The 24,470-nt window shown below is 48.6% G+C and carries 12 protein-coding genes and 1 pseudogene; 12 read left to right on the forward strand and 1 reads right to left on the reverse strand.

Features of this window, described 5'->3' with window-relative positions; genetic code table 11:
* Positions 1-5: 5 nt before the first annotated feature.
* Positions 6-869, reverse strand: a complete 864-nt coding sequence (locus ACZ52Z_RS07925; RefSeq protein ID WP_464270206.1) for a helix-turn-helix transcriptional regulator — start codon at positions 867-869, stop codon at positions 6-8.
* A 279-nt stretch (positions 870-1,148) separates the two neighbouring features.
* Between ACZ52Z_RS07925 and ACZ52Z_RS07930 the strand changes: the two genes are divergently transcribed.
* From ACZ52Z_RS07930 to drmD, 12 genes and pseudogenes are all read left to right on the forward strand, one after another.
* Entirely contained in the window at positions 1,149-1,463 is a 315-nt protein-coding gene (locus tag ACZ52Z_RS07930; protein ID WP_464270207.1) for a hypothetical protein, read from the forward strand.
* 185 nt (positions 1,464-1,648) lie between these two features.
* On the forward strand, positions 1,649-5,326 hold the full coding sequence (locus ACZ52Z_RS07935) for a VIT domain-containing protein (RefSeq protein ID WP_464270208.1): 3,678 nt from the start codon (positions 1,649-1,651) through the stop codon (positions 5,324-5,326).
* Entirely contained in the window at positions 5,304-5,870 is a 567-nt protein-coding gene (locus ACZ52Z_RS07940) for a hypothetical protein (protein ID WP_464270209.1), read from the forward strand. The genes ACZ52Z_RS07935 and ACZ52Z_RS07940 overlap by 23 nt, the downstream gene beginning before the upstream one ends.
* A gap of 72 nt (positions 5,871-5,942) precedes the next feature.
* Positions 5,943-7,541, forward strand: a complete 1,599-nt coding sequence (locus ACZ52Z_RS07945; RefSeq protein WP_464270210.1) for a hypothetical protein — start codon at positions 5,943-5,945, stop codon at positions 7,539-7,541.
* On the forward strand, positions 7,541-7,786 hold the full coding sequence (locus ACZ52Z_RS07950; RefSeq protein WP_464270211.1) for a hypothetical protein: 246 nt from the start codon (positions 7,541-7,543) through the stop codon (positions 7,784-7,786). Before ACZ52Z_RS07945 ends, ACZ52Z_RS07950 begins: the two co-directional genes overlap by 1 nt.
* Positions 7,787-8,505: 719 nt before the next feature.
* The gene (locus tag ACZ52Z_RS07955) at positions 8,506-9,411 is read left to right on the forward strand and encodes a sacsin N-terminal ATP-binding-like domain-containing protein (protein ID WP_464270212.1); all 906 of its coding nucleotides are present in this window, start codon (positions 8,506-8,508) and stop codon (positions 9,409-9,411) included.
* A gap of 62 nt (positions 9,412-9,473) precedes the next feature.
* Positions 9,474-16,136, forward strand: a complete 6,663-nt coding sequence (locus tag ACZ52Z_RS07960; RefSeq protein ID WP_464270213.1) for a hypothetical protein — start codon at positions 9,474-9,476, stop codon at positions 16,134-16,136.
* Between the two features lie 15 nt (positions 16,137-16,151).
* Positions 16,152-18,845: a DEAD/DEAH box helicase gene (locus ACZ52Z_RS07965; RefSeq protein WP_464270214.1), complete on the forward strand. Its 2,694-nt coding sequence runs from the start codon at positions 16,152-16,154 to the stop codon at positions 18,843-18,845.
* Between the two features lie 78 nt (positions 18,846-18,923).
* Positions 18,924-19,082, forward strand: a pseudogene (locus ACZ52Z_RS07970) (DUF1848 family protein); the annotation flags it as partial.
* 472 nt (positions 19,083-19,554) lie between these two features.
* A complete protein-coding gene (locus tag ACZ52Z_RS07975) occupies positions 19,555-19,872 on the forward strand; it encodes a hypothetical protein (protein WP_464270215.1) in 318 nt (105 codons plus the stop codon).
* A 374-nt stretch (positions 19,873-20,246) separates the two neighbouring features.
* On the forward strand, positions 20,247-21,284 hold the full coding sequence (locus tag ACZ52Z_RS07980; RefSeq protein WP_464270216.1) for a DNA cytosine methyltransferase: 1,038 nt from the start codon (positions 20,247-20,249) through the stop codon (positions 21,282-21,284).
* Positions 21,285-21,322: 38 nt separating this feature from the next.
* Complete coding sequence (drmD, locus tag ACZ52Z_RS07985; protein ID WP_464270217.1) at positions 21,323-24,469, forward strand: DISARM system SNF2-like helicase DrmD; 3,147 nt, start codon at positions 21,323-21,325, stop codon at positions 24,467-24,469.
* Position 24,470: the final 1 nt, after the last annotated feature.

The following is a 24,470-nucleotide window of genomic DNA, read 5'->3' on the forward strand; positions in this document are numbered from 1 at the left end:
ATCACTCAATATTGCTCAAAACCAGCATTAAGGGTAGCACGGACTTCCTCAACAAATGACTCAGGCTTCAGCACCTTAGCATCGGCACCCCAGGAAAGGATCCACCTTTTGAGTTCCAGCAGGTGATTTACCTTTAGGCTTAGGATGAGTTCGCCATTGGCACACCGCTCCACCTCCTGGCTCGGGTGCCAGTTCCTCTCCAAGATATAGTCCGCCACCCGCTGACGAAACAGGACCTTGACCGTGGTCTCACCGTCACTCCAGTGGACTCCGAAATGGTTTCCGGAATATTTCTGAAAATCAAAATCAGGGGGGATGGCAAACTCCCTCCCAGTTTTTTCCGCCGATAGTATGCGCGAAAGCCCGAAGGTCCGGATCTCTCCGCGCAGGTGACAATACCCCACGATATACCATTCCCCCTCAAATCGGACCGCGTGATAAGGGTCCAATTCCCTGGTGACCGGCTCCTTACCCGGCGTCCTGTATCGAATCGCCACCTGCTGCGACAAGCGAAGCGCACCGATTACCGTTTCCCAGATTGCGGGATTGATGGAAGTGCTGCTGGGAGGGATCACGGTAAACTTGGCCTGCTCGGCGGCAGGACTGGTGCTGACCTTGTCCGGCAGGGACTGTTCGATTTTGCCGAATAAGGAACAGAGACTCTCATAGACCGGTGTTCCCTCATACTGGACCAACAGCTTCTCGGCAAGGTAGACCCCGAAGAGGTCACTCTCCCGGATATCCATTGCCGGCAGCTGAAACCGCTCTTCAGTATAGTAGTATCCCCGCTGCCTGGCCGAATACTCGATGGGTGCATCGAGCTGGTAACGCAGGTAATCAATATCTCGCTGCATCGTCTTCCGACTCACCTCCCATTCCTCTGCCAGGGAGGAACAGTTCGGGTACCTTCCCTCTCGGATTTTTCGATCAATAAATAACAATCGTGAGTGCTGGGGCTTGTATTTTGCCATGCTGATGCCATATACCATTGGTAGGTCGCTATTTGTCCCACCAGGTATGCTATGGTGCTGCTGATGGATATCGACCGATTGTCATTGTGGCCGGCCCCACTACGGGTCCGGACTGCATTACCGACACAACAGATTGTAGGCCATTTGTCCACTCTCTTCAAATCGGAGGCTCAATTAATGACGGAAGCATCAACCATTGATCCAGCTTCACAGCTCCCCGCCTTCGGCGACTCCGCCCCCGCCTGCTGCACCATCTGTGGCACCCCCTTCCGCCTAGAACCTTTTTTTGAGGATACTTCCTCTATCAACTACCGGTTCGGTGTACGCCAAGGACACCGCCGCGAGGCAACCTGCCCCAATGCCATTCACGCCTGGCATTCCAGGGCAAAAGATATCAAGCAAAGCATCGACCTCTGGCCCGATTCCCAAGTTGCCGCCCTATTACACAACGAGCTGCAACAACTCCTCTCCGCTCATCTTACAGCAACCTGATCGCCCCCCCCTGAGCGTTCTACCGTTTCCACACTACAAGCAGGAACCGCATTGCTTCCGACTCGCCCAAAATTCTGCCCCCACTGGTGGGACACTGTTTGTCCTACCAATGGCGTTAAGATACTGCAAACCGCTCATGGCTCTGTCATGCAGCCTCGACTACTGCCCGCCAATCAAGGAGAAATATGACCACACCACTTCCTCTGCAACGTGCCCGCCAGTACACTGCCAACGACCAACTCCCCTTTCTTCGCACCAACAGTAGCGAACAACCGGTTATCCTCAAGGCCTTAGACGTCCAGGTAAAGGTTACAGGCCTGTTTGCTGAAACCACTCAGACGTTGATTTTTTTCAACCCCAACCACCGGGACCTGGAAGGTGAGCTCCGTTTTCCCCTGCCGGATAACGCGATGGTGTGCGGGTACGCCCTCGATGTCCAGGGCGAGATGGTTGATGGGGTAGTTGTACCGAAAGCCAAAGCCAGGCGGGTGCTGGAAACTGAGATCCGCAAAGGGGTCGATCCCGGCCTGATCGAGCAGGTGCAAGGCAACCTGTACACCACCAGGATTTATCCCGTACCGGCGGAAGGAACCCGAACCATCCGGGTAACCTACGTAAGCGACCTGGCGGTTAATGGCCAATCAGCCTCCTATCACCTGCCGCTTGGACACGCAGCAGGTATCGACCAGGCCACACTCAGGGTCGAGGTGCTGCAAAGCCCTGTCACCCCGATAGTGCAGCTGGACGACAACACCACCCTCAGCGGGTGGAGCAACCGGTGGGTAGCAGAGACAAACCTGGACACTGCCGCACCTGTCCCTGATCTCCTGGTCCAGCTCCCGCAACTCCCGGACCAGTGCGTGTTCTGTGAACAGTATAATGGTGAGACGTTTTTTGCAGTCAATCTGCAAACAGGACCCACCAGCCACACCCCCTGGCAACCACGGAAAATCGCTGTTGCCTGGGATGCCTCTGGCAGCCGCTGCCCTGATGAAGCGACCGCCAACGGCCACAAAAAGGCGCTTGAGTTACTCACCGCCATGTTCAAGCAGTGGCAATTGGAGCGCGTCGACCTGCTCGTTTTTCGTCATGCAGCAGCTGACCAGAGCCTTTCGTTTACCTCTGCCTCCGCCCTCACCGAGTTTCTTTCTACCATCGCGTATGATGGAGCTACCGCCCTCGGTGAACTCGATTTTCGTACTTTTGCCCCAGATGTTGAAGCCTGTTTCCTGTTTACAGACGGTCTCGAGAGTGCTGCACAGGAAAAAAGTCCGGTCATCGGCAGTGCACCGTTACTAACCATCAACGCAAGCGCAACCTGCAACAGCACGCTCCTCTCCCACCTGGCGACCATCAGCCGGGGACAGTATATCAACCTGCTGCGATGCCCGGTTACAGAGGCATTGGCGATCATAGAGCAGACCGGCAACTCCTTGTCATTCGCAGATACAACCGGCACCACGGATCTGCTGAGCACCACCAGCAACGGTCGTTTCACTGTTTTCGGTAAACTTGTCGCTGACCGGGGTACACTTCGACTGGCCGGGATGGCTGCTCCAGCACAGCCACTGGAGCTAACGGGAATAGATGCGGCCGAGTCATCGGCCATAGCCCGCTGCTGGGCCGGAAACAAGGTGCGCACGCTGGAAGCAACTGCGGCCAACACCGAGGAGCTGCTCACCTTCTGCAGGCAGTACGGGATTGTGTCGCAGGCGACCTCTCTGCTGGTCCTTGAAAGCCTTGAGCAGTATCTCGAACATGAGGTCGAACCACCGTCCTCCCTTCCCGTCATGCGCAGAAACTACCTGCGCATGATGAATGTCCGGCAGTTGAACGAGGAAAAGCAGAGAGAAGAACACATCGACCGGGTGGTTGCCCTGTGGCAGAAGCGGAAAGCATGGTGGGAACGCGACTTCAAAGCCGAATACCTGCAACATCTGGAACGAGAGAAACTCGTAAAACTGCTCTCCAGGCCCGGGAGTATAAGGGGACCGCAGCAATTTACCCCGCCAGACTCTTCGCACGAATCCGCCTCCTTTTGCCTGATGGACGCACATGAGTCGCTTGACGATACCCCCGAGCGCCTGGGAGATTTTATCGCCGAATCGGACGAAGAGGAGGCGCCAAGCAGACTTCCCACCCCTGCTGCTTCCATCGCCCTCCAGGCATGGGAACCGGGTACCCCGTATCTTCAACTCTTGCGGGATGCCGCACCGCAGGAAAGATATGCAACCTACCTGCATCTGCGAAAGGATTACAGTAGCAGCCCATCCTTCTTTCTTGATTGCGCCCACTTCTTTCTCGAACAGGGGGAAACCGAAACCGGACTGCTTATCCTCTCCAATCTGCTGGAGCTGCGGTTGAATGATGTGGCGCTCCTGCGGATATACGGCTGGCGGCTGCAGCAGGCCGGTCGCCTGGACCTAGCCATCCCGGTATTCGAACGCATCCGGACCATGCGCGACGATGAGCCGCAATCTCACCGGGACCTTGCCCTTGCCCTCAGTGAACGGTGGCAGGCCGAGCACGCCACTCCGGACCTCACTCGCGCCATGCACCTGCTCTACCAGGTTGTCAGCCGTGAGTGGGACAGATTTAAAGAAATTGAACTGATCGCCCTGATGGAGCTCAACCGCCTGGCCTGGTTGGCCGGGCAACACAATATACCAACCCCGAACCGCATCGACTCCCGGCTGCTCGATCAACTTGATGTGGATATCCGAATCAGTCTCTCCTGGGATGCGGACCTCACAGATGTTGATCTCCATGTATTTGAACCGGACGGAGGCCATGCCTATTACAGCCACCCGTTGACCCGGCAGGGCGGTCTGGTATCACGGGATTTCACTCAAGGGTACGGCCCGGAAGAATATATCCTTCGTCTTGCCATGCCCGGTAAATACCAGATCAAAGCCCACTACTACGGTTCCCACCAGCAAACCGTCTGCGGACCATGCACGGTGACGGCAACCGTCTTTACCAACTTCGGCAGACCAGCTGAGCAGCAACAGACCATGAGTCTCAGGCTTGATCAGGCAAGCGATCAGCACCTGGTGGGCGAAGTCGAAATAGCAGGTAATCCATGGCCTACGGACCTGCCGATCGCCCCCAGAAAGCCACCACGCGCAAACCTCACACTACAACATTTTCAGGCACTCCACCTGGGTATGACTATCAGCAACATTGTCAGCAAAGTCGGCACCCCTGATGTGGTGGAGGGAATGGATGCGATCCTTCTCGCCTACCAGCTCAACGAAGAGGAATCCGTCCAAATTATTCTTGCACCGAGATTAGAATCCGCAACCCTTCTTACGCCTGCAGGGGCGACAGTATTCATGAAGAAGGCTCACCGACAACAAAAAAGTAAAACGAAGAATCGAAGAATACAGATTGGCAACACGAGGTGTGCTGTTACTTGTCTGGAGGTGAGTAAACGCCTCAAAAACCATGGATACATCACCTCAAAAATGTACGAGGAGGCAAAAAGTATTCACCTGAGAACAGGCGGACGGCTCGATACTATTTTACTTGAACTCGGATATATCGAACGAGACACCCTTTGTAACTTCATCAGCAGAAACACCAGCTTCGAAATGATCAGCCTTGAGAGGAGAGAGGTCAATCAAGTCGCATTAGAGGTACTTTCCTATACTGTAGCGAAAAGATACCTAACCTTGCCTATTGACATTGAGGGCGATATGCTCCATGCCGCCATGGTAGATCCAACGGATGACAATCTTATCACCGAGCTGGAGAAGGTGACTGGGATGACCATCCGCCCCTCCGTCGCATATGAGTTTGAGCTTATTGATTATTTGGACAGCTATTACGGAGTGAACAATGAAACCATCTGCAATGATTGACTTTCCCTCTCTCATCATCCGTTGCCTCTTGATTCTGCTATACTTGCCCCTCCCACTGCATGCAGGCGGAGAGAGGGAACCGGTAACGAGCGATATCGAAGCAGCTCTCACCCAACTGGCATCCCTGTACACCGACCGCTATGCCACTGAGTTTGCAGCAGCCAGGCAGATCTGCACAGTGCCTGTGAGCGAAAAAGACATTTACCATGAAGAAACCTACGAGATGACCTTGGCCCTGTTTACCCTGGAAGGCTTCGGCGGCGGCAACAACCACACCCAATACCTTGCGGTATTCCGGGACAACAGCCTTATGGGCTCAATGCCGATTGGTGGTAAAGGGTGGCGTTGGGTCACCCTGGGCAAATGCAGTGATCTCCGGCTCACCCTGCACCCGGATGAAGGCGCCCTTCGCTTTTCCCTCAGGGCCATTGCCAATACCATCAAAGATCCACCGAATTTTCCCAGCAGAAAGGGCTCGCTACCGGTCAAGGTAAGCAATACAAGGGGGGTGAATGTTGCTCCCCTGGTCGATGATCAGCCGTAAGTTGATGGGCTCTCCTGATCCATTACCAGCAACGCCCCCCTCCCCCAACCAATTCAGGGAACGATACTGCCTATGAACCACACCGCAATCTCCACTATTTGTCCAATAGCAACGCTACTCTGTCTTCTCCTCTTGGCCAACTCCGCATCTGCCGCGCCAGGTGATGAGCCATCGAAGCAAGGGAGCGACAAACAGGTGATAAGCGATTCCATTGTTGAAAAACTTGTCGGCATTGAGGGAATGGCTACCAACTCCAAGGAAACCAATCAACTGGCCCAGGCCATATTTGAAGCCATCGGCGACCCGGCAACCGATCTGCAACCGTCGGAATTATTTGACGGATCCAAATCAACTACAGATCGGCGGACCAAGGACATCCTCTTCGTCTATGGGCTCATGCTGCTCGCCCTCAAAGATCAAGGTGTGGATGCCTTTGAGCTATTACAGGAATATCAACCGCGCCTGACCTATATGGACGAGCTGCCGGCTACCTATACTGGTGTTTTGGCCTTTACCTATGGGTGGCTGATCAACAACACCGAGGTCACGGTTCCCTGTTGGTTCATCCGTGAGCACACTGAAGTTTTCAACCACCACACCCCTTTTTGGGGAGCGACCAGAGATGCCTATTTTTCGGTCTGCATCCCTCAAAGCTGTGAGCCGGAAACGATCCCAGGGTATAAGGAACTGCTGAGCGCTCTGGAAGATGCCGACAACCCCGGCGGCTGCTGGCTTGGCTCTATAGCCTATGGGCGACATAAATCTACAGCCCTTGAGGTCGCATTGATTGCCAATCGACCTGACTATTATCTGGAGCATGCTCAATGGAACGAACGAGCCAACTGGCTCGACTACTGGCAATACCTTGGCCCATACAATTACCGGGTTGCAGCGCGCATTCGCCAGGCAATCGATACTGCCAAGCCAGCTCTGGCCGATATGCTGTTGACCGTGGGAGCAAGGGACAACAAGGCTGCTGCATCCTTGGCAGCGATCTTTCTCAACAACCTGGTGGCCAACAAAATCGGCTGGTCCTATGAACCGTATGCTGCAAATAAGCAAGCCTACACGCGCTACGGGCTCAGCTACTGGGAGGCCCCGCCTGACAGCGAGTTTGCCGCTGAAATCCTCGGCGGCTACATTCTCCGCAACCGGCCTCCACTTGAATTTAAACGGTATGTCGGCTGGCTGCTGGACCACAACCGGCAGGAGGTTATCCATTCCCTGATGAACTTTGCCGCGGCTGACAACGCAACCGCCCTCCGATGGTTGCTTGAGCTTGACCTCCCCCTACCCGCGCGATGGGGTGCGTTCAACAAGTCACCGCTGATGTACGCGGTACAGTACAACAACCATGCAAGTTACCGGCTGCTGCATGCAATAGCGGCAATGGACACCGTCACCACCCCAGATGAAGATGGCTGGGATTGCGAGGTACCATCCATCTGCCGGAGAACGGTACTAACCTATGCGGCGGAAAACGCCGACGCTGAGTTACTGCTCCAGGTGATCCATGACTTTGGCTCGAAATATGGTTCGACTGTGGACAGCGACGGGAGAGGATTTGAGGACTATTTGGCAAAGAACGCCCAGCTCAGCGAAAAGGAAAAGGCAAGGATGCGGTCAACCTTGGCGTTGGCCGCTAAAATGACTGCCCAAGGAGGAGAATAATGCGTCTGCTGCATGGCGGGAAATCACCGATCAGGCTGGCAAATGGCCTTCAAATTTTTATCAGTCCGCCCAACCAACCTCCATTAGTCCCGGAGAAAATGGTCTTTGAAGAGAATACCAATCTTGTGCTCACCGTGGATCAGACAATGACCTATGAGCAAGAGCACCCGATCAGGACCATGACCGACATCCTCCATGTACAACACCATAAACCGGGTAGCGTGATAAAAAAGCACAAAAATTAGTACGCGGTGGTTATCGATCTCGACACCGAACCGGTCTGCCAATCTTCATGGTGCGATCAAACTACCCGGGAAGTCTTTCGGTTAGTCAAGGAGAAAGGAATAACCAAACTGGCCATGACCATCTTTGGAACAGTCCATGCTGGCCTGAACGCCGAACACCAGCGGCAGTACCTATTTGACATCCTTGATTTTTTGACGTTCAATAATCTTGTTGACCTATGGTTAATCAATTGAGGTAGACCTTGTAATGAGTGCATTCGTCTACCTGACAGTGATCAGATGGGTAACTCGATCTGGCCATTGGTAGATGTAAACAATACGCCCTTAGAACCAAAACTAGTGGTCCAGGATTCAGAATGGTTGCTTCGCATAGTCGATAGTACCTCTCTACTTGCGAGTCGACTTTTGCTAGTCGTGAGGATTCAAGATTGAGGCCGTGGAGCCAATAAACACCAATTTTTACCTTATAAACCCAGCGCCTGTTAAATTTCGCTACTGTATATGCGTACCTCTTGCTCAGCAAGGACGCGATAGATGTCATTATCTATCCGGAACACAAGTCGACAAGGGGATTGCTCCAGGCCAGCTTAACCTAGCGTCCTCGGAGCAAGCACCTTCCTCTAACGGGATTCCTTCGATACATGAAATCGGGATATAATCTTTCAAGAGGGCCAGGGCAGTTTGAGTGCTAATTCAAAGGCAAAAGGAGAGAGTCCAGAATGGCCGGGTATATTCAGGATCCGTTGCACATCATCAACCTCATCACCGATAACCTGCGAGATCGATATGAAAGCGGTTTTCCGGTTCTAAAAGAGATCATCCAAAACGTTGATGACGCTGGCAGAGGGGAAGAAAAACTAAGCCTGGAGTTTGGTATCTCTCCAGGCATTCCTGATGCTGATCACCCACTACTGCAAGGCAATGCACTTTACTTTCTCAACAACGGTGATTTCAGCGACAACGACTCCCGCGCTATCCGATCGTTTGGCCTGAATAGCAAAGCAGCCGAGCAATCAGCTATCGGCAAGTTTGGACTAGGAATGAAAAGCGTATTTCATTTCTGCGAAGCTTTTTTCTTTCTGGCTAAGAACGACGAGAAAACATATGAAGAGGTACTCAATCCTTGGTCCGGGAGCCATGAATTCGAGTGCTTTCATAATGATTGGGATACGTTTTTATCCACAGACGCTCAACGAATCAGAACAGTCCTGAGCGAAACACTCGAGAGGCTGGTTAAAAACAATCAATCCTATTTTTTGCTCTGGCTTCCTCTGAGGAAAAAGGAACACCTGCTGGTTGATGGCCGGGAGGTTGGCTCCATCATCTCCGAATTTCCTGGGGAAGATGATACCCTACTCTCTTTTTTATACGAACATGATCTGGCGGAACGAATAACTGCGCTCTTACCTCTCCTCAGGAGGATCAGCTCCATTCGTTTCAATGATAAAGATGCTCAACCCCTATTTACTATTGATTTAGATAAACGCTCCAAGAGAGCTGGACTGGAAAAAGAAGACTGCGATCCGGAAATGCGTGGAGCAGCCGTCTATCACCCCTCAGGTTACGCAGAACAAAAAAAAACTACTACGCAGGTAGGCAGGCATGGCCCGATACTGCGGAACTAAGACGACTGAGAGAGTCGTCTCTCTGGCCAAAAACCTATATTCGCGATTCACAGGGCCAGAGCGTGGAGGCCCCAGATCGGGCTCAAGGCCATGGTGCCGCTGTATTCTCTCACAGCACTGGAGTTGGAGAAGGACGACTGGACATTCAATGGGCCGTTTTCCTGCCATTGGGAGAAAATCGAACGCCACCGATACGATGCCAGGGGAATACTGTTTTTCGTTTGACCCTGCACGGTCATTTTTTTATCGATGCCGGACGGGTTTCTGTTGAGGGGCTGGCCGATGAACTATGGGAGACTGATGGCGACCCCACAAACGAGTCAGATCTGCGCAAGAAATGGAATCGCTTACTTGCACAGCAGGGAACACTGCCCCTGATCATTCCCGGCCTTGAAACCTTTGTTGGCAAAACAAGGATATCTGCTGATAAAGTGTGGAATCTGTGCCAGGCTCTGGGACAGTCACAACTTTTTACACGCTACAAAAAATATATCTGCTCCAAGCATTCCTGGGTGTGTCTCCTGACACCCAAAGGTCGTTTGTGGGAAAGTGTCGCAAGTGGCAAAAACATCCTGACACTGCCTGCCCCACCTCAGACAGCTCCATCACGGCCATGGGATGTGTTTCCCCATCTCGACGAGCTGACCCGCGAAGGATCAGTATTGCTGCTTGAAGAGGCACCGCATCTGCATCTACTCGTGAGAATGCCTCGATCTTCGCAAGAAAGCAGCCAGCGAAAAGTTCTCGCGCAATGGTCGGAAACAGCCCTATTGAAAATACTCAACCTGGAAGAAAAAATCGTCTTCGCTGACCAAGGAAAACTTGATTACCTGCTTAAGTTTCTTCTGAGTGATTCGGTACACACACTGCTTAACTATGGCAGTGTGCAAGGCCGGCTGAAGGCTATAGCTGTAGAGGCATCTATACAGTTGCGAAATGAGCTCAATCAAAATCGAAGCAAGTTTCAGGAGTTTGTCGGCACCATTCATTCTAAACGCCGCTACCAATTAAAAGCCGGCAACCATCGTATAATACGCGAATTGCAGGGATGTAAGGTCGAGCATTTGATCATTGCCAAAGAGTATGATTACCCCAAATCACCTGGAGATGCCAAGCTCTCCATTGAAGACAGTTTGGCCTTGCTAAAAAAACTTGATGAGCTCATTGCCGCGTATGAGGCACAGGATGATTCAAAAAACTGTGACCACGCCCGGGAGGTTGCTGGAGAGATTCTGCAGCGACTTGAGAATGAAGCTCGCCAAACAGTACTTAACAGATCAATCAATCTGAAGATTCTTGCGGGATATGACTGTTTACGAAAAAAAGAGGTCTCGCTCTCTGTCCATGAACTTGAGCAATGTAGAAACGCTGGCCTTTTATTTCGTAATTCGCAGGGTACCACCAGTGCCGATTGGTATAGGCTCGGCCCAAAACTACAGGCCGTACTCAAGCACAGGGTGCTCCTAATCAACCGTGCGACTGCAGATCTTGTCTTTGGAGAGGAAGCTTCAACGGTGCAGCCATGCAATGCTAACGCCGTACTTTCCTCTTTGGGAAATACCATGCATCAGATTCGAAAAACTGGAGATCGCATAGACCTTATAAAAGGCATGGCGGCAGCAGATTTGTCGCTTACGGAAAGAGTGAGGGGCTTACGCTACCTTCTCCATGGTAATGAGAATTTGTATGACTATGATGGGACCTTATGGATATCAGGCTATGAGCAGAGTCTGGCATGGCGGAAGATCTGGCATCAGCTTGGACAAGAAGCGAGCGAACATATCCTTGATCGGTCAATAGTAGAGGAGCTGTCTAGTAAAAAATGGAGTCAGCTCGCTATTAAAGAAATCAAGCCGCAAGGGATTATCGATGAGTTACGGTTATCAGGGACTGAGCCCATTAATGGGGAGGTTTTTTCTCGTGACGAACGTGATGACATCTTGCGGGAGCTCGATGGTGATGAGCAGTTATGGAAGGCCCTACCGTTTCATGAAACATTGCGTGGCGAGTTGGTCAAAATAGAACAGGAAACTTACCTTGAGAGTGACATTGCACTTACCGGGGAACTAAGTAACCTGGAACATATCATTAAGCGTTCCACGGATAGCCACGTGGCAAGGCAACAACGAGATTGGTTACCCCCTTTAAGCCCTGTGGCAGTAGTGGCTGTTGCTTTGAAGCAGCACGAGCCTGCGCGCTTTTGGCAACAGATAATGGATTCCCTCAATGAGCAAACGATCTCTCATCACCAGGAAAAACTCAAAACCGTTCAATGGATTCTGGACAATGATAATACCAGTGTAAGCCCTGGAGATGTTATCAAGTTAGATGCCATTCAAGATGATGTTGACAGGCTAATAGCGGCTATTGAAGGAGTTTACAGTTCTCCTAAAAATCTGCACCAAGATATCCGGAACCACCCGTCATTTGAACTACTCGCACTACATTGTTTTGCACAGGATCGGGAAGGAATCGAAAATATGTCCATATTTTTGGCGGAAATCAAAGAGTACCATATCGGGAAGATTCACATCGATGAGCACGATATTCAAACAATAGCTAATATCTGCGCACATTTACCAGTTGAATGCCGATTACCTGGTTGGCGCCTGATAGATAATGTGATTTCCGCATACTCTACCGAAGAAACTTTTTTGCTTTTCAAGGAGATACAAAAGCCGGTGAGCCTTGATAAAATAAGAAAGGCTTTGTCCTGGCTGCAAAGGACGCACGAAAGTTCTGATTCTGAAAATGCTCAACATATTATTAAGGCATATAATGGGTATCTTGATGCAATGGCTCAGATGAGCGGAGCTCAAGAAATACTAGCGAATATCAAACTCCTCAACAAAGAGGGCCGATGGAAAGCAAGCAGTAAGCTATGTGCTAAAGCCGAAAGTGCTGCTGGCAGCCACTTACTGGATGAAGAGCAGCAACAAATCTTACATAAGGCAATTACCCTTGCCGACAAGCAAAAGGCAAAAGCTGGGGATAATCACCCTCAGCGACGTGATCTAGAACCGGAAATACGTGCAACGGCTTATAATCTTGACATTTTTTTTGCTGACTGGGAAGGTTTGGTGCCTCCAGAAATCATCTGTGCCTTTCTTTCTCTTCTAGGGGATGATCCGGATTTACTGGCGCTTGCAGAGAAATATCGAGGCAGGCGTCATTTGAAATGGATTAGGGACAACATCCCCTGGGCAGTTCATCAACGAGTTGATAGCAGTGGTAGGCGGGAATGGCTGTATGGTTTGAATAAGCACCAAGCACTGGCACAACACCGATTTATTGTAAGATATTCAGATGGAGAGACTGTTAATGTGTGTTCGATCCTTGGAGAAGAGATTGAGGTCCCGTTGCAAACAAGTTTCACATCGCTTCTAAGCGGCGGCTTGTACTACGAGTTGAGCAATAAAGCTGAAATTATTCCAGTTCGGATCACTTTACGAAAACCGAACCTGGATGAAGCTTCCCCGTCAGAGCTTATTGAATATTTACGTGCCACCTCTGAATATCTGTTGAAGAAGGCCTATAACCAAAAAGAATTCAGTCTGGCTTCCCTGTGGGATGAGCTTGGGAAATCTGAGCAGTTGGACATCCGTATCGCGCAGCAACTCGTGTTAAGCCATGTTCCTTTTTATTTACGTCAACTTGGAGTGCATAAACATGCAAAACTCAAAGAGTTACTCGATAAATGGAATGATGCTAGATATAAGCGGCAAGAATATTATGAGTCTGATGATAAAAAATTCGTGTATGAAAAGCGGCAGCGGGATTCTCTTTTTGAGATTCAGGAGTTGTTGAGAGGGGATGCGGGTGTGCAAAGAGCGGTGCTGGAGGCGGTACGGGCCAAGATGCGTGATTATCAATATACAGTTACCAGTATTCCTTTTGAACTGTTTCAAAATGCGGATGACGCCGTTGTCGAACTTGCGCAAATCCACACCTATCCAACACATCCCGAGGAAAGTGACGAGGATTTGCCTGGGCATATAAAACGGTTTGTTGTGGTGCAGGATGAAGATGCCCTTGTTTTTTTACATTGGGGAAGACCCATTAATGCAATTGGGACTGCTGGTTTTCCTGGAAAAGAACGAGGCTTTCACCAGGATCTTGAAAAAATGCTTGTACTTTCTTCTTCTGATAAACCGGCTGAAGGGGCGGTTACCGGTAAGTTCGGGCTTGGTTTCAAGAGTGTTCTTTTAGCATGTGATAGGCCCCAACTCGTTAGCGGCCAGTTGGCAACCGAAATTATCGGAGGTCTTTGCCCTTCGCCGATAAGTGACTCAAACAGGTTGCGTTCTCGTTTCAAGGGATATCAGGACGACAGGAGGTGGCCGGGCACCCTCATTGAATTGCCAATTAAAAAAGAGTCCCAGGTTGATATCACGGCTTCGTTTAGTCAGCTCTCCGGTATCATGACAATTTTTTCACAACAGATAAGAAAGATAGAGATTGTAGGAGAGGTTAAGAAGGAATGGCAATGGTTACCAGTGGTTACGGAGTTGTCTCAGGGGAGGAAGATTGAGTTCGGTATTTTGCCGTGGCAGGAGAGGCATACGAACCATCTGAGTGCGATATACCTCCGGCTGCCTGATGGAGGTGTTCTGTTTTCGGTTGGGCCTGAAGGGTTTCGGCCGCTTCCAGATATGCCGGCGATATGGGTTGTTGCTCCTACCAAAGAAATTGATGGCCTGGGATTTGCCCTTAATTGTGGTTTTGAACTTGATGCAGGAAGGGAGCGTTTGTCCGGCAGCAGTGCATTTAACCGGGATAAGGCTTCGCGTCTCGGATTGAGCCTGGGCAAAGCACTTGTCGATATTGCTAGCATGGTTAGTGGCAATTGGGAGGAATTGAAGCAAGAATTTTATTTGAAAAGCGACCTCAGTCGCTATGATTTCTGGTCGAGTTTGTGGACAACGCTCAAGCCAGGTGTACTTAGTCGCGGAAATGATAATGTCCGTTCCATTATGGTCAATATGTTCTGTGAGAATCAGGGGCTCGGGTACCTCGCCCAGAAAGTACCAGTACTACCCAATGGCCTTTGGAAAGAGTATCGCTGCCTAACTCGGCCTGAGAGTATCAGAACGGTTTTGAAAGGGTGCCTGGTGAAAGAAGGATTCTTTAACGGGCTCACTGGGTGGGATTTTTTCAAGTTAGTTCTTGGTGATGCCGAAAGTGTTATTGCCTACGATGAATTTACTCTTGCCAAGAGGGTGATACCGAAATTGGGTGAAGTGACCAATCAGTGGAAAACTCTTGAGATCGCCGATATTTTAAGGCGCTTTATCAATGAAGAAATACAAATTCTTCCTTCTGATGCAAAGGCTCTTGGAATAGTTTTTAACTCCAAACGTATGAAACACAAGGACTTGGAGCAAGAGCAAGAAGAATTGGAATATTTATTTCATAAAATACGATTTAAAGCGAAGGATGGGGCGTTCTATTCGTCCGAACTACTTATTTCTGACAAAAAGCATGAACTGGCGAATCCAGATGAAAGCCGTCGTGCTGGGTTTGCTCCTTCGCATTACGTGCTTTCTGAAGGTTATCAAGAAACAGCCCTGGACTTTTTCTTTGTTTGCAGGGAGAAAATTGGAATCGAAATTAAAACAATGGCTGATTGGCTTTTCCAGGCCGAGAGTGATGCCCAGCGAGCAAGTGGCCTACGTTATATCATGGAAGGCGAACATGGAGAAAAAGTTGCTACCCTAGTGAGAAAGAAAGGCATTGTTGGAACATGGCTGGCCGATCTTCAGCCGAGTTCGACTTATTTTAAGGGCTGGGACAAAGAGGAAGTATTAGAGCTGCTACTGAGAAAGTTACCTTCACTTGATGATCTGAGGCGCGAACATGAGGATAGTGAGTGGGAAATGCCTTTTAGTGGCAAACTTACTGGCTATGGATCAACCGAAGACATCTTGAATGCCATTTATGAATGGTGGAACTCTCATCAGGTCGATCACCTACAGGAGTATGAAAACAGCGTCTATCCTCGAAATATACAACTGAACCTTGAAGAAGACGAAGCAGGGCGTATTGATCGAGAGTCCTGGCTGACTTTATTTTGTCTGGCCCATTTTCAGACGATGGGCAGGCAGCGTGACCTTCAACATAGGGGATTTATTGAAACATGCATCAATAGAGGATGGTGGAGCACTTTTGCACGATCTAAACCTGAGAACAGATCCGATGAGTGGATGAATATTCTGGAGGAATACATCGGGGAGCAGGTTGATAGTTCAGATTTTGAGGTATGGATGAATAGATTTCCTGTCATCTATAAGTTTTCCAGATGGCTCGATGAGTACTACGAGGCGTTTTTAAGCATTAACCGCATGGAAAAAATTTCATCGTTATCCTTAATCTTGAGTACTCGCGCCAGTGATACATATCAAGGTGGAGGCTTAAGTGCGCCACCGATTGAAAAGAGTCTTAGTCTTGGCGCATGTTTTGTCATTCGGGAGTTGAAGAGGAAGAGTGTTTTGAACGGGAACCAGGTCGATCGTTATTGCTTTCTGCCTAATGGTCGTATGCGGGAGCTTTTTGAGGGGTTGGGCTGCAGGGGGCTTGAAGTTGGGCATCACGCTGAAAATTCTAAAACCATTCACCAGTTCCTGTGCAAATATTTAGGTGAGGAACGAGCGAAATTTTCCGGAGCTTATGACGTTCCTTTGCAAATTTTTACAGAAAATCAGGACGTTCGATCGTCGATCCTATAAAGATAGAGGCGTAAAATGACGGAGCTCAGCAGCGGTCAGACAGTACACCATGCACAACATGGAACCGGACATGTAGAGATTAGTAGAGGGGAGACCGCAATAGTCCGTTTCAAACATGGACTTGAGGAATGCCCAGTCAGTGAGCTACAAGCGCAAAAGGGTATATACGATTGTATCGAAACGGGACGATTCTACTCCCCGCAGGAAACGATATGCCGTGTCTTGGCCGAAGCAATCATCTCAGTCAATGATACCTGGGGTGTGTTCTCAAAATCGAGAATAGCGCTCTTGCCTCATCAGCTATGGGTCTGCCATCGAGTGCTTCAACACTGGCCCGCTCGTTTTTTGGTGGCCGATGATGTGGGGCTTGGAAAAACTGTTGAAGCAGGCTTGATACTTTGGCCACTTCTTGCCAAATTACGGGTCCGGCGGTTGTTGATCCTGTGCCCAGCTTCTCTTGTTGAGCAGTGGCAATATAGGCTTCGCGACATGTTTGATATTCGCCTAACCCAATATCTGCCGCAAGCTGACACCCCACGGTCCGATTTCTGGAATACGCATAACCAGGTTGTTGCTTCAATGCAGCAGACCCTTCGGGATGACCGAAACGGTCGACATGATCGGATTTTCAGTTCCGACCCGTGGGATCTTCTTGTCGTCGACGAGGCGCATCATCTAAACGCTGACGAGGATTCCGGTGCCACTTTAGGGTATCGCTTCGTCGATCGTTTGGTACGTGAAAACCTGACTCGTTCAAGGATATTTTTTACCGGTACTCCCCATCGCGGGAAAGATTATGGTTTCTTTGCCCTTCTGAGACTGCTTGATCCCGATACTTTCTCCCCCAACAAAGATTTGGCGGAACAACTCCCCTACCTCCGGGATGTGATTATACGAAACAACAAGCAAAATGTTACAGACATGAAGGGCAAAAAACTCTTCAAGCCGGTTACTGTTTCTTCTGAAACATACACTTATTCAGAAGAAGAAGCGGATTTTTACAATTTGCTTACAGAGTTCATTGCTTCAGGCCGAGCATATGCATCGGGGTTATCCGGTACCAATCAGCGAGCGGTAATGTTGGTATTAATCTCAATGCAAAAGCTGGCTTCGAGCTCAATCGCAGCAATCAGAAGGGCACTATCAGGAAGGCTGAAGCGTTTGCATCAAGCCGGTGACCGATTGCATGAAGCACAGGAGAGGCAACGAACAATTAGAAATATTATATCAAGAGCGGGTGAAGAGTATGTTTCCGCCTTATATGACGAGCTTCAAGAGCAGGAAGAGGTCATAACTGAATTATCGGCAAGTCTTCCCCTGATGGAAGATGAGATTCCCCAGTTGGAGACGCTTGTTCGTTTGGCGGAGGAGGTAAGCGTTGAAACCAAAATAGAGAAGATCCTTGAGCTGCTGGAAACCCAGTATACAGACAGGACTGTTCTTTTCTTTACTGAATATAAGGCAACACAGGCATTATTGATGTCCGAACTTATTAAGAGATTTGGTGATGACTGTGTTGCATTTATCAATGGAGATAATCGAATAGATGGCGTTGTCTGTAGTGATGGGAAGGCAAGAACTTTCAATATGGAAAGGTTTGTTGCTGCAGACCATTTCAATACTGGAAAAAAACGTTTTTTAGTTTCAACTGAAGCTGCAGGTGAGGGAATAGATTTGCAGGAGAATTGCCACTCACTCATCCATGTCGATTTACCGTGGAATCCGATGCGGCTGCATCAACGGGTTGGGCGTTTGAACCGGTATGGTCAGAAAAATGCGGTTGAGGTGATAACTCTCAGAAACCCTGCGACGGTGGAGTCACGGATTTGGGACAGGTTGAACACCAAAATTGAGCGGATCATGGCGGCTCTTGGTGGCGCAATGGATGAACCAGAAGACCTGCTCCAGCTTGTATTGGGTATGACTTCTCCATTGCTTTTTACGGAGTTGTTTGCCGACGCGACCTCTGTTGGATCGGAACGGTTGGACAATTGGTTTGATCAAAAAACAAGGACGTTTGGTGGTGAGGACGCTATTGATACTGTGAAGACGTTGATAGGCAACAGTTCACATTTCGATTACCAGGATCTTGAGCAAATACCACCAAAAGATCTCCAGGATCTCGTGCCCTTTTTTGAAACCATGCTGGGTTTGAACAAACGGCGGCCCATTAAAGATGAAAACGGGATGGCATTCAAAACACCAGATGAATGGCTTAAAGATCCTGGAATTAAGCAACGTTATGAGCAGTTAGAGTTCAGGCGTGACGTAAAAGGAAAAGATTCCGCATTGCGGGTAGTAGGAGTCGGCCACAAGGTTTTTGACCAGGCAGTTTCTCAGGCGGTAAATTATGAAGCAAACTTTGCTGTGGTAGCAGGCCTTAAAGAGCAGGTTGCCGTATTAAAGGTTTACGATCGGATTACCTCCAGGGATGGAAATATTCCACAGTTGGTCGTCGGTGTATCGTCAAACAGCACCTCTGTCTTACGGGATTGGCAACTTATTGATTTATTGAATATTTCGGTGAAGAAGAGACGAATTGAGGAAGAGGACAAGGTTGTTTATGACGCTGATGACCTGAGTCAATTTGTTGAAGTGGCGAAAAGTAAAGTAAAGAACTGTTTAAATGAAATGGATACGGCTTTCAGCGTTCCGGAAATCAAATTGATGAGTTTATTGATACCGGCGACATTGCTGCATTCAGAATGAGGTTAACATGTTGAAGTTAATTGTATTTGATAGGTGATCAGTCCTGCCTGTGAAGCAAGACGTCAAAGGAGAGCAGGGATGATAATTAGGGCCAGCCACAGGAGTGATATTCCCGCATTTTATTCAGACTGGTTTGTGAACAGGGTAAAGGCAGGCTATTGTGCGGTTCCTAACCCGTTTAATCGCAAGCAGGTTTCGTATATTTCACTCAAGCCGGAAGAAGTAAAGGCGATAATAACAGGGTACAATACATTTTACCAATTGGCGCTGCTTATGGGGAAGAATAATGAACTCCACCTATAGGTAGCAGTGAAAAAAACAAATAATATACTGATCCTTTTTGAAAGCCATTTCATGTTTTGTAAGGGTGCAATTAGTTACCTGGTTGAATAGTCATTCCTTAGATTAAATGAGACTGAGTGTGTGGATTGAGAGTAGGAAATAACTTTGATAGCAAGCGGTGCCTAAAAATATTGACTTAAAAAAATTATGTATGCATAATTATTTAAGTTAATAACGATTTTTTTCTTATAATTATGATGCTTTCGAGTTTTAAATAACTTTAAATATTAATAATAAACTCGGAAAAAATTAAATTAATACATTCATCAATGTGCAATCAAATAATAATTATTTTAAAAAAAATGAATTTATATTTAAGTTATATTTATAGCTTCACTATTTTTATTTAATTAGTACAGGTAATAAAATGTCAAGATATCATATAAATGAAATTGATGAATATCCATATGGAAGCTCCGATCGCCCGTTTACTGGAGGAAAATCTGCTAAAACAGAAGAGATAAACAGGCTCTATAATATTTCTGACGCTTTAAGCTCTCAAAAGATTATTAACCCTAAAACATCTGAACTTGACAAAAATAAAACAAATGATGCTCGATTAAAATATATTGAAGAGAATACAAGGCAAAAAACGAAGTATAAAAATGTTATTTACCTTAGGCGTGTCTATACTGACGACGAAGAATATATCAATGTTTCATTTGAGACGGAAAAAAATGAGTAAAAACTCTCTGCAACTATCATAAAATAAAAAAATTGGTCTATGGCTATCGATATTTCCAGCATGATCAATGAAAACAAATTCGCACTGGTCAATACCCTCTGCCATTCAGGAAAATGATATGAAAAATGTTTTTAAGAATTGGAAACGCAAAGAACACGAAGACAAGTCCCTGCAACCGTATACTCTTGTCAAAGCATTGTGGAAAGATAAATTCGTTTATTTAGCATTTTTACTATAATGTTGAAAGGATATAGCCCGTAGGCCCTATATCTTTGTTCTCCGATGGTTGGAGACCAAAGTGATTGCTCGTAAAATGCAATTTTATTGATATTAAATTACGCCATTGGACAGAGATGGTGTTGAGATCATTTGGTATGCAAAAATTTGCCGCTATTGATTTATTTTGTGGTGCGGGAGGATTGACTAAAGGACTGGAGGGGGCAAATATTCCAGTTTTGTTAGGTATAGATGTAGACCCAGCTTGCGAATACCCCTATGTGACCAACAATGAAGCCCGTTTTTTAAATAAATCTGTTGAAGTCGTTACCGGTGCTGAGCTGCAGGAAGTTTATGGGGAGACTGATATAAAGATTTTAGCTGGATGTGCTCCATGTCAGACGTTTTCGACTTACAATCAAAAAGCTAGCCCAGTTGACAAAAGGTGGTGGCTATTGCTTCAATTCGAACGTCTGGTTCAGGAGGTTGAACCCGAAATCGTGACCATGGAGAATGTCCCAGGTCTCGAGAAACAAAATGTTTTTAGGGAATTTGTGGCCTCTCTCGAAAAAGATGGCAAGTATCAAGTTAACTACCAAGTTGTCAGGTGTGAAGATTATGGACTTCCTCAAAATAGAAGTAGACTGGTACTTCTGGCATCAAAAAAAGGAAAAATTGAACTCCTGACACCGAAAGAAGTTGGCTGGAAAAGAAAAACAGTACGTAACGTCATTGGTGCACTTGCTCCGTTAGAGGCTGGCGGAGTCGACCCCAAAGATAACCTACACAGATGTTCTGAGCTTTCAAGCCTGAATCTCAAACGAATTAAGGTGTCGAAACCTGGAGGGACTTGGAGAGATTGGCCCCAAGATCTTGTCGCTGATTGCCATAAGAAAAAAAGCGGAAAGACATATCCGAGTGTTTATGGACGAATGCGATGGGATGCACCTTCTCCAACCTTGACGACCCAATTCTTCGGTTTTGGCAATGGACGATTCGGACACCCTGAACAGAATCGAGCAATTTCCCTCAGAGAAGGTGCTATCCTTCAAACTTTCCCAAAAGAGTATCAATTTACTGACCCCATAAAACCTGTAATGATTAAAGCGCTTGGCCGAATGATCGGTAACGCTGTTCCCGTCAAACTCGGTGAGATAATTGGTATGAGCATTGTTAATCATATCAATGAGCTTTAATTCGTTCACAAAAGTTCACCCTGAATTTGGAATATAGAATGGATTTGAATTCGGTAGGTACTGCTGTGCCTGAACCAGGCCAAACAGTTGAAGTCCGCCGACGTCAGTGGGTTGTGAGTGACGTTATGGGCAACAACTCGATAGCTGCCAATGGTCAGCACCTAATTAATCTTTCGTCGCTTGATGAAGATGCGCTAGGGGAAGAGCTCCAAGTTGTATGGGAGATAGAGCCTGGAGCGCAGGTTCTCGAAAAAGCCAGTATGCCAAGGGTTACCGGCGTTGATTCCGAGGAGAGAGCTGAGGCTTTTCTGGATGCCGTCCGTTGGGGGGCTGTAACTAATGCTGATAGGTCTTTCCTTCAAGCTCCTTTCAGGAGTGGAATCACCATCGAAGACTATCAACTTGATCCCGTGGTACGGGCAATCGACATGGCTCGTGTGAATTTGTTGATAGCGGATGACGTCGGTCTGGGAAAGACCATTGAGGCAGGACTCGTCGTGCAGGAGCTGCTTGTGCGGCACCGGGCGAGAACGATATTCATAGTGTGCCCCGCTTCTCTACAGGTCAAATGGCAGCTCGAAATGTGGGAGAAGTTCGGCTTGGAATTTCGTATCGTCGACACGGAGTACATCAAGAAACTCAGACGAGAACGTGGAATACACGTCAATCCATGGACCTCTTTTCCAAGACTGATCACTTCCATGGATTGGATGAAAAGCGGAGAAGGACTCCGATCAATCAAGGACTGCTTGCCACAAGGCTTCACCTACCCAAGAAAATTCGACATCTTGATCATCGATGAGGCGCACAATGTCGCACCATCGACCGCTTCCAAATATGCTCTCGAAAGCCAGAGGACCAGATTGATCAGGACCATCTCTCCACATTTCGAACATAGATTGTTTTTGAGTGCGACGCCGCACAACGGTTACCCGGAATCGTTCTCATCGTTGTTGGAATTGTTGGATGATCAGCGATTTGCCCGCACCGTCAAACCGGATGCGAAACAATTGGAACAAGTGATGGTGCGGCGTCTTAAAACCGCATTGACCGATGCCGACGGGAAGCCCCTGTATCCCAAAAGAAGACTGATGCCTTTGGAGGTCGACTATACGGAAGAAGAACGTGAAATACACGATCTCCTCAGACGATTCACGGACGCTCGCGCGAAGAGTGTCAGAGGCAGTGCCCATGAATTCGGTTCCGACTTCGTTCACAAACTTCTGAAAAAGAGACTTTTCTCTTCCCCCATGGCATTTGCCGGAACGCTGGCGAAACATAGGGAGAGTCTCGAACGGCCCAAATCGAAAAAACTGGGTGGGGCCATGGACGACAAAATCCTCAAAAAGGCAATCATGAAAGCGGAAGAGGATTTCGCCAACGATCAGCTCTATGAAAATGCCCAGGACGAAGCGGTTGAAACGGCCGGGACGTTGTCGGTTCCTCTGGATCAGGAACAAAGGCAGATGCTCGACGAGCTGACCGCATGGGCCGAAAAATCGAAATACCAGGTGGATGCGAAGGCGACGGCCATCATCGATTGGCTGGAAACGCATCTGAAAACCGATGGTGAATGGAACGGAAAACGCGTGATTCTCTTTACCGAATTTCGGGCCACGCATATCTGGATGGAGCAGATCCTCACCATTCATGGCTTCGGTGGAGAACGCCTGATGCTCATGCATGGTGGCGTGGACCAGAAAGAGCGCGAAAAGATCAAGGCCGCGTTTCAGGCTTCTCCCGATATTTCACCAGTACGAATTTTGTTGGCTACCGATGCCGCTTCCGAAGGTATCGACCTGCAAAACCACTGCAATTATTTGATCCACATAGAGATTCCATGGAATCCAAATGTCATGGAACAGCGTAACGGTCGAATCGACAGACACGGACAGAAAGAGTCGGAAGTCTTCATCTGGCACCCTGTCGGAAAGGGCTTCAAATCGAATGAATCTTACCGTTCGAAAAAGGTCGGTCAGATAGAAGGTGATCATGAATATTTGATGAGAGCGGTGCTCAAAATCGACACCATCAGGGAGGATCTGGGAAGTGTCGGCCCGGTCATCGCCCAGCAAATAGAAGAAGCCATGTTGGGTAAAAGAACTGATTTCAACACGGCATACGCTGAAAGCCAGGCCGAAAAAGCGAGGAAGCACGTTCCTACCGAACGTCGCCTCCAAGAAAAGATTGCCAGGTTGCACGAAAGACTCATGGAGGCGAAGACAGACTTTCACCTGTCCGCCGATCATATCCACAGGGCCGTCTCCATCGCGCTGGAACTTGCGGAAAAACCACCGTTGAAACCCGCCACCTTGGCCGGAGCCCCAAATGGCAGCGCGTTCGAGGTTCCGATTCTACCCGGATCGTGGGGACGAGCCACAGCAGGACTCGAACATCCCCATACAGGAAAAAGAAGGCCGATAACCTTCGATCACGATGTCGCCAAAAGTCGTGACGACGTCGTCTTGGCACACCTGAATCATCGACTCGTCCAGATGTGTCTTCGATTGTTACGGGAAGAACTTTGGAGTTTGGATGACGTGAAGAAACTGCATAGGGTGAGTGTCAAGGCCATGTCCGACAGTGAGCTGACGACACCGGCCGTGATCGTCTGGTCCCGTCTGGTCGTAACGGGTGGGGACCATCACCGGTTGCATGAAGAGATTACGATCTCGGGTGGCGAGCTCAAACACACGGGGTTCTCGAGAATACCCCAGCAAGGTCGATTGCGGGAATTGTTGAACAAAGCTGTAGCTCTCGAACCGAAAGAAGGTCTTCTGGGTATCTTGACCGAGCGATTCGAAAAACAGGAAAGTTCCATTCGTGCAACCATGGAAGCCCGATCGAAAGACAGGGTTCGCTTTCTCGAAAACACGTTATCTCGCCGGAAAGATAGTGAGATCAAGGACTTGACGAACATCCTCGACGAACTCGAGAAAACGATACAGAACGAATTGAAAGAGGATGCCCTACCGAAACAGATGCTTCTTCCCGGATTCGCTCCCGAAGAGCGTAACCAGATTCGCAAGGATATCGACGCGCTCCGCATGCGCCTGTCGAGAATCCCCGAAGAGAGGGAGCAGGAGAAAGCGGCGATAGAGAAACGTTATAAGGGATTGACCGATAGGACCTTCCCGGTGGCGGTGGTCTTTCTCGTACCTGAGTCACAAATGGGAGGTCGTTGAA

This window comes from Desulfogranum aggregans, from assembly GCF_055398265.1.